Annotated in this window: 11 protein-coding genes; 7 read left to right on the forward strand and 4 right to left on the reverse strand. The window is 60.5% G+C overall.

From position 1 onward, the window contains the following. Positions 1-94: 94 nt before the first annotated feature. The 7 genes from ACRWA7_RS30730 to yacG all read left to right on the forward strand — a co-directional run bounded on the left by ACRWA7_RS30730 (position 95) and on the right by yacG (position 6,752). On the forward strand, positions 95-1,384 hold the full coding sequence (locus ACRWA7_RS30730; protein ID WP_060858368.1) for an HlyC/CorC family transporter: 1,290 nt from the start codon (positions 95-97) through the stop codon (positions 1,382-1,384). A 205-nt stretch (positions 1,385-1,589) separates the two neighbouring features. Continuing rightward, a complete protein-coding gene (locus ACRWA7_RS30735; RefSeq protein ID WP_438394399.1) occupies positions 1,590-2,804 on the forward strand; it encodes a GspE/PulE family protein in 1,215 nt (404 codons plus the stop codon). Beyond that, positions 2,804-4,012 carry a type II secretion system F family protein gene (locus tag ACRWA7_RS30740; RefSeq protein WP_438394402.1) on the forward strand — a complete coding sequence of 403 codons (1,209 nt, stop codon included), beginning with the start codon at positions 2,804-2,806 and terminating at the stop codon, positions 4,010-4,012. Before ACRWA7_RS30735 ends, ACRWA7_RS30740 begins: the two co-directional genes overlap by 1 nt. A 39-nt stretch (positions 4,013-4,051) precedes the next feature. Continuing rightward, positions 4,052-4,951, forward strand: coding sequence for a prepilin peptidase (locus ACRWA7_RS30745; protein WP_438394404.1), 900 nt, complete (start codon positions 4,052-4,054; stop codon positions 4,949-4,951). 16 nt (positions 4,952-4,967) lie between these two features. Continuing rightward, complete coding sequence (coaE, locus tag ACRWA7_RS30750) at positions 4,968-5,591, forward strand: dephospho-CoA kinase (protein WP_438394407.1); 624 nt, start codon at positions 4,968-4,970, stop codon at positions 5,589-5,591. 156 nt (positions 5,592-5,747) lie between these two features. Beyond that, complete coding sequence (gene zapD, locus ACRWA7_RS30755; protein ID WP_060858372.1) at positions 5,748-6,503, forward strand: cell division protein ZapD; 756 nt, start codon at positions 5,748-5,750, stop codon at positions 6,501-6,503. Between the two features lie 57 nt (positions 6,504-6,560). Then, complete coding sequence (gene yacG / locus ACRWA7_RS30760) at positions 6,561-6,752, forward strand: DNA gyrase inhibitor YacG (RefSeq protein WP_075643361.1); 192 nt, start codon at positions 6,561-6,563, stop codon at positions 6,750-6,752. 19 nt (positions 6,753-6,771) lie between these two features. Here yacG and ACRWA7_RS30765 read toward each other — a convergent pair whose 3' ends face one another. The 4 genes from ACRWA7_RS30765 to secA all read right to left on the reverse strand — a co-directional run bounded on the left by ACRWA7_RS30765 (position 6,772) and on the right by secA (position 12,334). Further along, on the reverse strand, positions 6,772-7,209 hold the full coding sequence (locus ACRWA7_RS30765; protein ID WP_438394410.1) for an NUDIX domain-containing protein: 438 nt from the start codon (positions 7,207-7,209) through the stop codon (positions 6,772-6,774). Then, a complete protein-coding gene (locus tag ACRWA7_RS30770; protein ID WP_438394413.1) occupies positions 7,206-8,069 on the reverse strand; it encodes an ATP-binding protein in 864 nt (287 codons plus the stop codon). The genes ACRWA7_RS30765 and ACRWA7_RS30770 overlap by 4 nt, the downstream gene beginning before the upstream one ends. A gap of 15 nt (positions 8,070-8,084) precedes the next feature. Then, positions 8,085-9,326 (reverse strand): bifunctional glutamate N-acetyltransferase/amino-acid acetyltransferase ArgJ, encoded by a 1,242-nt coding sequence (argJ, locus tag ACRWA7_RS30775; protein WP_438394416.1) that lies wholly within the window; start codon positions 9,324-9,326, stop codon positions 8,085-8,087. Between the two features lie 200 nt (positions 9,327-9,526). Beyond that, positions 9,527-12,334, reverse strand: a complete 2,808-nt coding sequence (gene secA / locus ACRWA7_RS30780) for a preprotein translocase subunit SecA (RefSeq protein WP_060858376.1) — start codon at positions 12,332-12,334, stop codon at positions 9,527-9,529. Between the last annotated feature and the right edge of the window lie 21 nt (positions 12,335-12,355).

Raw genomic sequence — 12,355 nt, forward strand, 5'->3', positions numbered from 1 at the left:
CTTCGACGGCGGCCCAAAAGCCATAGCTACCTAAGAGAAGCAATCGTTTTAGGCTCTGCTATAGTCTTTCCCATCCTCCCTTCCTGAATCTCGCGTGGACCACATTCCCTTATGGGCGCAAATTTGCGCCATTTTTCTGCTGCTGTTTTTCTCCGCTTTTTTCTCGATTTCCGAAACATCGATGATGGCGCTCAATCGCCATCGCCTCAAACACCTCGCCAACCAGGGTTCGCTGCGTGCCCGCGTCACGCAGAACCTGCTTGCCAAGACCGATCAACTACTGAGCGTGATCCTGATCGGCAACAATCTGATCAACACGATCATTCCGGTACTGACCACATCCATTGCGCTGCGCACGTTCGGCCACGACAACGTGGTGCTGTCGATAGCGACCGGGATCGTGGCGTTCCTCATCATTGTGTTTGCGGAAATTGCGCCGAAGATTGTCGGCGCGACGTATCCGGAAAAAGTCGCGCTGCCGGCGAGCCTGATCCTTTCGCCGTTGATGCGCATAGCCCGGCCGCTCGTCTGGTTCGTCAACCTGTTCGCAAACGGCGTGCTGCGCGTGCTGCATATCAATACGAAAGGCGGCCGCGACCAGCGGCTTTCCACAGAAGAGTTGCGCACAGTCGTGCTGGAATCCGGCAACTTCATGCCGACCAAGCACCGCAGCATCCTGCTCAATCTCTTCGACCTCGAAAACATCACGGTTGACGACGTGATGATTCCGCGCCGCCGAATAGAAGCGCTGGATTTCGATGCCCCTTTCGACACAATCCTGCACCAGCTCGAAACCTGTTACCACAACAAGCTGGTCGTCTATCAAGGCGATATAGATCGCGTGCTCGGCGTGCTGCATGTGAGAAAGACGCTCTCGGCGCTGCACAATCAGGAGTTCGAACGCGAGACCTTGCGCGAATTGCTGGCCGAGCCGTACTTCGTTCCAGCCGGTACGCCCGTGTTTCAGCAATTGCAGTTTTTCCAGGAAAGCCGCCACCGCATTGCAGTTGTGGTGAACGAATACGGCGAGTTGCAAGGGTTGGTCACGCCGGAAGACATCATAGAAGAGTTGATTGGCGAGTTCACCACGACCATTCCGCGCGGCGCCGGTTCGCGTGGAGGCTGGGACGAAAACGGCGAGTGCATCGTGGCCGGCAGCATGCCGCTGCGGGAACTGAACCGCTGGCTCAAGCTGACACTGCCCACCGACGGCCCGAAGACGCTGAACGGGCTGATCCTCGAAGTGCTGGAAGAAATCCCCGACGGAGACGTGAGCGTGCGCATTGCAGGCGTGCACTTCGAAGTAATGCGCAGCGACGACCAGGCGATTCGCACCGTGAAAATATTCAATCCACAGGGCGTATTGCCGAAGAAAAAAAAGTAGAAGAAATGGCTGCATCATGGTTGCTACGGCATGGGGTTTCGAGTTGCACCAGCTTGCCTTGTTTTGCAGGGTTTGCGTCGCCGGCGGCCTCGCGTTGGCCATTCGGCCTGGTTTTTCGCGTGTCTGAGCGTTAGCCATTCGGCCTAGTTTTAATCGATGGCGTACGCGGTCATGATCGGGACATACCGTTCAACGAGCCACGCCCATGCCGTCCTCCCTGCCTGTCACCTTTTCCAGACCGCCGCCGCAGTTCAGCGCCCGGCCCGCCGAAGTTATCGCCGAGGCAGACAGTGCGCCCGCGGTTGCATTGCTCACCGACACCCTGCGTGAAGCTTCGGCGCGCGGCGCATCTGATATCCACATCGAACCCGGCGAGTACGAATGGCGGATTCGCCTGCGTATCGACGGTGCACTGCACACCTATCTCACGCCGCCGCGCCACCTGCGGGACGCCTTCACCACGCGCATCAAAGTGCTCGCCCGGATGGACATTGCGGAGCGGCGTGTGCCTCAGGACGGGCGCCTGCGGCTACCGCTCGCCAATGGAAACCTGGAGGATTATCGAGTCAATTCACTGCCGGTGCTGTTCGGTGAGAAGCTCGTCTTGCGCCGGCTGGATTCGCTGCCCAAGGATCTGTCTCTGGCCGCGCTAGGACTTACTAGCAACCAGCAGAAGACCATCAAGGCTGCCATCCACGCGCCACACGGTCTCGTGCTTGTCACGGGACCAACTGGTAGCGGCAAGACCTTGTCGCTGTATTGCTTCCTGCAAATGCTCAACGCCGAATCGCGCAACGTGTGCTCGGTTGAAGATCCCGCTGAAATTCAGCTCGCGGGCATCAATCAGGTCAGCGTTCGGGAGAAAGCCGGTCTTACTTTCGCCGTGGCGTTGCGAGCGTTCATGCGGCAGGATCCGGACGTGATCATGGTCGGTGAAATCCGCGACGCCGAGACTGCCGATGTCGCCGTGAAGGCGGCGCAAACCGGGCACCTGGTGCTCTCGACGCTGCATACAAACGACGCGCCCTCCGCCATCGCGCGACTGCTCGATATCGGTATTGCGCCATACAACCTCGCCTCTGCGCTCAAGCTCATCACGGCTCAGCGACTCGTGCGCCGGCTTTGTGAAGCGTGCCGCATGCAGTCCGAGTTCGAACTGGAGCCGGGCTTCCGTCCGTTCGAACCACGCGGCTGCGCTACGTGTCACGGCATTGGGTATCGCGGGCGTGTTGGCGTTCACCAACTCATGCCCGTCTCGGATGCACTGCGCGAATTGATCGTGGCTCGCGCCGCTACTCACGGCATTACGCGGCAGGCGCAAAGCGAAGGCATGCCGAGCCTGCGCGAAGCTGCTTTCGCCCGAGTGCGAGAAGGCGTCACAAGCGTGGCAGAAGCAGCCGGTGCGACGGAGGTCAACTGATGCAACCATCCCAGCCATCAGATGCGCGCTTCAGATGGCGAGGCATCGACGCCACCGGCGCGAACAAACGAGGCAAGACCATCGCCACGGACGCCACGGCGGCGCGCGCCGCCCTTAAACGCAATGGCGTAACGGCGCTGGAACTCACTAGATTGGGACCAGCACCGCCGCCCAAGGCCCGGCCCACCGATGTCACCCTTTTCACCCGGCAACTCGCCGGCTTGCTGCGCGCAGGACTGCCGCTCGCGCCATGTCTGGACCTTATTGCGCAGACACCTTCGCGCGGCGGCTTGCCGCGCATTGTTGGATCGGTCGAGCGGGACATCACGCGAGGTATTGCCTTTTCAGACGCGCTGGCGCGTCATCCGGCATGCTTCAACGCGCTGTACTGCCAACTGGTATCAGTCGGTGAAATGGCCGGCGCGCTGCCGACCGTGCTCGCGCGCCTCGCGGAAGATCGCGAGCGAGCCGGCGCCCAGCGCGCGAAGCTGCGTGCCGCGCTCACCTATCCGGTCGCCGTGCTGCTGCTCTCTCTTGCGATTACGGCGGGATTGCTGATCGGCGTGGTGCCGACCTTCAAAACTATCTTCGACGGTTTCGGTGCGAAGCTGCCGGCACCCACGCTCTTTGTGCTGGCGTTATCGGATGGCGTTGCGCGCTGGAGCGTGGCGTTCGCGCTCTTTTGCATGATCTCCGTGGCAATGTTCAAGCGGCTGTTGCAACAGGTGCCTTCAATCCGCAGCGTGTTTGACCGCGCCGTGCTGAAGTTGCCGCTTGCGGGTTCGCTGCTGCGTGCGCTCGCCGTTGCCCGATGGAGCCGCGCGCTCGGCACGTTGCTCGCGGCTGGAACGCCGTTATCCGATGCTTTTGATTCCTTGTCGAATGCCACGGGAAACCGCATCTTCGATACCGCCACCACCGAGATCGCCGGACGGCTTCGGCGTGGCGAACGCCTGGCCGCCGCCATGCGCGCGGCTGGCTGCTTTCCGCCGGATGTCGTACAGCCAATAGCAGTCGCCGAGGAGTCCGGATCACTGGACGCCATGCTGCTCGATCTGGCTACACTGGGCGACCGTCAGGTCGACGAACAGACAAGCGCTTTCGCGAGCTTGTGCGAACCAGTGGTGATCGTCGTGCTTGGCGCGCTGGTGGGCGGCCTTGTTGTGGCGATGTATCTTCCAATCGTGCAGCTCGGGAATGTGGTGTAGGTGGTGTAGGATCGCAGCCGAATTCGACCCAGGAGAGTCATGCATCCCTTGTATCAGGCGGAGTTTTCAGGCCGCTATCTCGACGCTTACGGTTCCGCTTTCGGCGCACTGCCGCTCGCGGCGCAGTATGGTTTCGCGATCGTGTTCGGGCTCGTGATCGGCAGCTTCCTGACCGTCGTCGTGCACAGGTTGCCGATCATGCTGGAACGCGCGTGGCGCGCGGAAGCCGCCATTGAAAGCGATTTAGAAGACAAGCCGGCGCAACGCTACAACCTTGCCGTGCCGCGTAGCGCCTGCCCGCATTGCGGCCATGTGCTGCGCCCCTGGGAGAACATTCCGGTCGTGAGTTATGTGCTGCTGCGTGGCCGTTGCGCCAAGTGCGGCGCGCGCGTGAGCGCACGCTATCCGCTGACGGAGCTTGCGACCGCGCTGCTCGCCGCGCTTTCGCTTTTTGCGTTCGGTCCAACATGGATCGCGCTCGCGGCGTTCGGCCTGTGCGCCACGTTGCTCGCCATGAGCCTGATCGACTTCGATACCCGCTATCTTCCCGACTCGCTCACGTTGCCGCTGCTGTGGGCAGGCCTGATCGTCAATCTCGACGACACAGCGTTCGTCCCGCTGCACGAAGCGGTGATCGGCGCGATCGCGGGTTATCTGTTTCTATGGTGCGTATATTGGCTGTTCCGGCTCGTACGCGGCGTAGAAGGAATGGGCTATGGCGATTTCAAGCTGCTCGCCGCGCTCGGCGCATGGCTAGGTTGGGAAGCGCTGCCGCAGATCGTGCTGGTATCGGCGCTTGCGGGCGCTGTCTTTGGACTCGTGGCTACCGGCATAGGCAAGATGCGTTTCGAGGAACCGCTTCCGTTCGGGCCATTTCTTGCAGCCGGTGGCGCAATCACGTTGTTCTTCGGCACGCCGTTCTACACGCTGTTCGGATAAAGAGAGGAGTCGCGAGATGTTCAGCATCGGCTTGACGGGCGGGATTGGTAGCGGCAAGACGACTGTGGCGGATATGTTCGCGGCGCACGGAGTCGCGATCATCGATTCCGACGTGATCGCGCATCGGATCACAGCACCCGGAGGCGTCGCCATGCCGCTGATCGAAAGTGCGTTCGGCCCTGAGTTTGTCGCCGCCGATGGCTCCATGGATCGCGCGAAGATGCGTGCCCGCGTATTCACCGATCCCGCCGCGAAAGCCCAGCTCGAATCCATCACGCACCCGCTGATCCGCGCAGAAAGCGAGCGGCAGCGCAGCGAAGCGCCCGGTGCGTATCACATCGTCGTGGTGCCGTTGCTGATCGAAGCGGGAGCGCGGGCCAGACAGGTCGACCGGATTCTCGTTGTCGATTGCCCTGTGGAAACTCAGATCGAACGCGTGATCCAACGTAATGGCTTCGAGCGGGAACAGGTCGAAGCCATCATCGCCCGTCAGGCAACGCGGGAAGCACGGCTCGCTGCGGCTGACGACGTCGTGGTCAACGACTGCGCTGCCACGCTGGAAAAATTGCAGCGCGAGGTCGACGTTTTGCATGGGCGCTATATCGAGATGGCGGCGCGGGCGAGCAAGCCGCGTTCCTAGCAAGTGCATGCAACGCGTTCGAATTCCTCATCATCGGCGCTGAAAACGGGCATCGGATGCGATTCAACGTGGAGATTTGCCTGGGGTTTGATGCGGCATTAGAATGTCCTCACTTTCTGCAATCGAAACTTTCGACCCACGCCGAGGCGAGCGCGCTTGATCCTTTACGAGTACCCCTTCAACGAGCGAATCAGGACGCTGCTGCGTCTCGAAGATCTTTTCGAGCGCTTCACCTTCTTTCTGACTCAAGAAGACCCGCGCGAACACCACGCTGCTTTGACCACGCTGTTCGAGATTGCTGAAGTCGCGGGCCGTACGGACCTCAAGGCCGATCTGATGAAAGAGCTGGAGCGGCAACGCCAGACGCTCGCGCCGTTCCGGGGAAACCCCGGGATCGAGCAGGAGGCGCTGGAGTCGGTGCTCGGTGAGATCGAACAAACGCTGGCGGGACTTGGCCAGATGCAGGGCAAGACAGGCCAGCATCTCGCGGACAACGAATGGCTCGCCAGCATTCGCAGCAGGACGATCATTCCCGGAGGAACGTGCCGCTTCGACCTGCCGTCGTATTTTGCATGGCAGCAATGCCCGGCCGAGCAGCGCCGCGGGGATATTGCGAAGTGGGTCACGCCCATGCTGCCTTTGCGTGACGCGGCCACCATCGTGCTGCGCCTCGCGCGCGAATCGGGGCAGGCATCGAAGGTAATGGCCATGCAGGGCAGCTATCAGCAGATGCTGTCGGGCCGGACATATCAACTGATGCAGGTCCGCGTGCCGTCGGATACGCGCCTGATTCCCGAGGCCAGCGCGAACAAATACATGCTTTGGGTACGCTTCACGGTGCAGGACGGTGACTTGAGGCCACGTGCCGTCGACGCAGACATTCCATTTCACCTGACACTGTGCAGTCTTTAAATCGGGTTAAAAACCCTCATTTACTGAACTCAACCTTTATCAGATCCGCACTGCCCAATGACTACCATCGTTAAATGCCCGACTTGCGCAAAGGACGTACGCTGGGTTCCGGAAAGCCGGTTCCGGCCGTTTTGTTCAGACCGTTGCAAGCAAATCGATCTTGGTGCGTGGGCGACCGAGAAGTACAAGATCGGCGGCGGTCAGCAGGACACGCCGCCAGACGACGATTCTTATAGCGGCCTGAACTGATACCAGCGCACGAGCCGCCTTAAACTGCTTCCGCCGCGAGCCATTCGAGCACCGGAATGGCTGCGGGCAGCAACGGCGCCACATTGGCGGGAAGATGCTGCCAGGCAAGCGCCTGACCTTCCCGGCCAGCCGGTTCACCTTTCCACGCTGTCACCTTGCAGAAGTAAAGCCGCACGTATGCGTGGGGATAGTCATGCTCCAGCGTCCGCCAGCGCTCACAAGCAGTGACATCGATACCCAATTCCTCGTGCAACTCCCGCACGAGCGCTGCCTCAACGCTTTCGCCAGTCTCCAGCTTCCCGCCCGGAAACTCCCAGTAACCTTCGTACGGTTTGCCTTCCGGACGCTGCGCCAACAGGTAACGGCCGTCCGGCTGGACAAGCACGCCGACCGCCACGTCCGTAACCTTGCGCCCGTCAGGCGCCGTGCCCGAAGAACCCGCGTCCAGGAGGGTCATGCTTTGCGGCCCGAATAGTCGCGCGCGAATTGCCATGCCACGCGGCCTGAGCGCGAACCACGTTCCAGCGCCCACACGAGCGCGTCGCCGCGCGCATTCGCGATCTCTTCTTCCTGGCAGCCAAAGTGCTTGAGCCAGTGCCCGACAATGGTCAGGTAATCGTCCTGCTTGAACGGGTAGAAGCTCACCCACAAGCCGAATCGCTCGGACAGCGAAATCTTTTCTTCAACCACTTCGCCCGGATGAATCTCGCCATCCGACGTGTGTTTGTAGGTCTCGTTGTCGCTCATGTATTCGGGCAGCAAATGGCGCCGGTTCGACGTGGCGTAGATCAGCACATTGTCCGATTGCGCCGAAATGGAGCCGTCGAGCGCCACCTTCAGCGCCTTGTAACCCGACTCGCCATCTTCGAACGAGAGGTCATCGCAGAAAACGATGAACCGCTCCGGCCGTGTGGAAATCAGGTCGACTATGTCGCCAAGATCGTGCAAATCGTCCTTATCGACTTCGATCAGACGCAAACCCTCGGACGCATATGCGTTCAGGCACGCCTTGATCAGCGACGACTTGCCCGTTCCGCGCGCGCCCGTGAGCAACACGTTGTTCGCCGGCGCCCGGCGAACAAACTGCCGCGTGTTCTGCTCGATCAACTGCTTTTGGCGTTCGATATTGCAAAGATCATCGAGCGTCAGCGCCGACAGATTCGGCACCGGCTGCAAAAAACCACGCCCCTGACGCTTGCGCCAGCGGAACGCCACGGCTTTATCCCAATCGATTTCAGGCGCGGCGGGCGGCAACATCCCTTCAACGCGCGCCAGAACAGCTTCGGCGCGCGTCAGAAATTGTTCGAGTTTATCCATGGAAAAGTTCGCGGTTCAGGAGCGATAGTCGGCATTGATACTGACGTAATCGTGCGAAAGATCGCACGTCCAGATGGTGGCGGCGGCCTGGCCGCGGCCGAGCAAGACGCGGATCGCGATCTCACTTTTTTTCATCACGCGCTGGCCGTCTTCCTCGCGATAATCAGGATTCCGGCCGCCCTTTTTCGCGACGAGGACATCGTCCAGATACAGGTCGATCTTGTTCACGTCCAGGTCCGTCACGCCCGCATAGCCAATGGCCGCGAGAATCCGGCCGAGGTTGGGGTCCGAGGCATAGAACGCGGTCTTGACCAGCGGCGAATGGCCAATAGCGTACGCGATCTGCCGGCATTCCGCTTCGTTCGTGCCGCCTTCCACGGTCACCGTCATGAACTTGGTTGCACCTTCGCCGTCGCGCACGATCAATTGCGCCAATTCCTGCGCCACCGATGTCACCGCGTCGCGCAACGCCGCGTAAGCCGCCGAATCCGTTGAATCGATCAAAGGCAGCGTTGACTTGTCCGACGCGATCACGATGAAAGAATCGTTTGTGGAGGTATCGCCGTCGATGGTGATGCAGTTGAACGAGCGATCCGCGACGTGCTTGATCAGCGTGTCGAGCACCGACTGCGAAACGGCGGCGTCGCAGGCGAGGAAACCGAGCATGGTCGCCATGTTCGGCTTGATCATGCCGGCCCCCTTGCTGATGCCCGAGAGCGTGATCGTGTGACCATCGATCTGAACCTGGCGCGATGCCGCTTTTGGCAGCGTATCGGTCGTCATGATGGTTTGCGCCGCGTCGAACCAGTGAGCCGCTTTCTGGTTGGCAAGTGCGGCAGGCAATCCAGCCTTCAACCGGTCGATGGGCAACGGCTCCAGAATCACGCCCGTAGAAAACGGCAAGATCTGCGCAGCGTCCAGACCGAGTAATGCAGCCAGCGCCGTGCAGGTCTCGCGCGTGTGCGCCATGCCCGGTTCGCCGGTTCCCGCGTTCGCGTTGCCGGTATTCACGACCAGCGCGCGAATGCCCTTGCCACCCGCGCGCACCGCGTCCAGATGCTCGCGGCATACGGTTACAGGCGCCGCGCAAAAGCGGTTCAGGGTGAACACGCCGCCCACCGTCGCGCCTTCTTCAATCTGCACAACAAGCAAATCCTTGCGATTCGGTTTTCGGATATTCGCCTCGGCCCAGCCTAGCGTGACGCCGGCGACGGGATGCAGATTGGCGGGATCGATCGAGGGAAAATTGACGGCCATGTTCGCGACTCGCTGAAAGTGGCGAGTGCCGGAGCGCAGGAAGCGCAACGACACGAAAGATGAATGAAACGACGCCTGACTGATGAAAGACGGAAAAACAGACGCCGCGAAACGTAAAACCAATTTGCCAAAGACAAACGACGCATCACTGCGTCGCCTGTCCTGGATACATCAATTTGCCAAAGCTTTTAGACCGCCGATTATGCGAGCTTGCCGTGACAGTTTTTGTACTTCTTGCCGCTGCCGCACGGGCACGGGTCGTTGCGGCCGACCTTCGGAACGTCGTCGGTGGAAACGTGGGTTGCTACCGTGGTGTCGTCACCGTAGGCCATGGCCTGATTGACCATTTGCGTGGTGGCGTCGGCGGCGACCGCTGTGGCTGCGCTGCTGCCGTCAAAGTCGGCGTGCTGGAAGGACACGTTTTCCAGATGGCTGCCCTTCTCTTCGAACTGCTCGGCCGCTTCTTCGAGCTGTTCCGGCGACTGGATCTGCACGTTCATCACCACGCGCGTAACCTCTTGCTTCACCGAATCCAGCATGGCAGCGAACAGTTCGAACGCTTCGCGCTTGTATTCCTGCTTTGGGTTTTTCTGCGCGTAACCGCGCAAATGAATGCCCTGACGCAGATGATCGAGCGCGGCGAGGTGCTCGCGCCAGCGGCTGTCAAGCGTCTGTAGCATGATCGAACGCTCGAACGCGCTAAACGATTCGCGTCCGACCAGCGCGACCTTCGCTTCATACGCTTCGTCGGCGGCGGCGACCACGGCCTCGAGAATCTCGTCGGCATCGATGGAATTCGACTCGTTGATCATCTCCTGAACCGCGAGATCGAGCGACCAGTCGTTACGCAGCGCTTCTTCGAGCTCCGGCGCGCTCCACTGCTCTTCAATGCTTCCGGCCGGCACATACGTGCGTGTCACTTCGGTGATCACGCTCTGGCGCATGGCGGTGATCGTCTCGGCAACATCGGTTGCTTCGAGCAGTTCATTGCGCTGCTGATAAATCACCTTGCGCTGATCGTTCGATACATCGTCGTATTCGAGCAATTGCTTGCGGATATCGAAGTTACGCGCTTCGACCTTGCGCTGCGCCGATTCAATTGAACGCGTCACGATGCCCGCCTCAATTGCCTCGCCTTCCGGCATCTTCAGCCGATCCATGATGGAGCGCACGCGGTCGCCGGCGAAAATGCGCAACAGTGGATCGTCCAGCGACAGATAGAAGCGCGACGAACCCGGATCGCCCTGACGCCCGGCGCGGCCGCGCAACTGGTTGTCGATACGACGCGATTCATGGCGTTCCGTACCCACAATATGCAATCCGCCCGCGGCCTTCACGCGATCATGCAGCGCTTGCCATTCGTCTTCCAGCGCCTTGATGCGGCGTTGTTTTTCGTCGTCCGACAACAATTCGTCGGCGAGAATGAACGACGACTGTTTCTCTACATTGCCACCCAGCACGATGTCCGTACCGCGGCCGGCCATGTTCGTGGCAATGGTCACGGCGCTCGGACGTCCCGCCTCGGCCACGATCGCGGCTTCGCGGGCATGCTGCTTGGCGTTCAGCACTTCGTGCTTGAGCCCGGCTTGCGTAAGCAGGCCAGAAAGCAGTTCCGATGCTTCAATGGAAGTCGTGCCGACCAGCACCGGCTGTCCGCGTTCGACGCAATCGCGGATATCGCGCGTGACGGCGTCGTAGCGTTCCTTGGCGGTCTTGTAAATCTGATCCTGCTTGTCGATACGCTTCGGCGGCCGGTTCGTCGGAATCACGACGGTTTCAAGGCCGTAGATTTCGTTGAATTCGTACGCTTCGGTATCGGCCGTTCCGGTCATGCCGGACAGCTTGGAATACATGCGGAAGAAGTTCTGGAACGTGATCGACGCAAGCGTCTGGTTCTCGTTCTGGATCTTGACGTGTTCCTTCGCTTCCACGGCCTGATGCAAGCCGTCCGACCAGCGGCGGCCGGTCATCATGCGGCCCGTAAACTCGTCGACGATCACGACTTCATTGCCCTGAACCACATAATGCTGGTCGCGGAAGAACAGCGTATGCGCGCGCAACGCGGCATACACGTGGTGCATCAGCGTGATGTTCTGCGGCGCATAAAGGCTTTCGCCTTCGCCAATAAGACCCCATTCGGCCAAAAGCCGCTCGGCTTTTTCGTGACCTTGTTCGGTCAGGAAAACCTGACGCGCTTTTTCGTCGAGCGTGTAGTCGCCCGGTTTTTCGACACCCGAGCCGTCCGCTTTCTCTTCGCCGATCTGCTGCTCGAGCAGCGGCGGCAGCGCATTCATGCGCACGTAGAGTTCAGTGTGATCTTCGGCCTGGCCGGAAATGATCAGCGGCGTACGCGCTTCGTCGATAAGAATCGAATCCACTTCGTCGACGACCGCAAAATTCAGCGGCCGCTGCACGCGCGCCTGCGGCTCGTAGACCATGTTGTCGCGCAGGTAGTCGAAGCCGAACTCGTTGTTCGTGCCGTACGTGATGTCCGCGGCATAGGCTTCCTGCTTCTGCGCGTGTTCCATCTGCGACAGGTTGATGCCCCACGACAACCCGAGGAAGTTGTAGAGCTTGCCCATCCACTCGGCGTCGCGTTGTGCGAGGTAGTCGTTCACCGTCACGACGTGCACGCCGCGCCCGGACAACGCGTTCAGATACGCGGCCAGCGTGGCGACGAGCGTCTTGCCCTCGCCCGTGCGCATTTCCGCGATCTTGCCGTAGTGCAGCACCATACCGCCGATGAGCTGGACGTCGAAGTGCCGCATTTTCAGCACGCGCTTGCTCGCCTCGCGGCATACCGCGAACGCTTCGGGCAGCAACCGGTCGAGCGACTCTCCGCTCGCCACGCGCTGACGGAATTCTTCGGTCTTGGCGCGCAGTTGCTTGTCCGTGTACTGCTCGATCGTCGGCTCGAAAGCATTGATCGCCGCAACGGTCTTTTGGTATTGCTTGACTAGGCGCTGGTTGCGACTGCCAAAAAACTTTTGGAGGAAACCGGTGGTCATCGGATCAGTGTCTGCGTCGCG

It is taken from the genome of Caballeronia sp. DA-9 (assembly GCF_051615025.1).
Taxonomy (GTDB): domain Bacteria; phylum Pseudomonadota; class Gammaproteobacteria; order Burkholderiales; family Burkholderiaceae; genus Caballeronia; species Caballeronia sordidicola.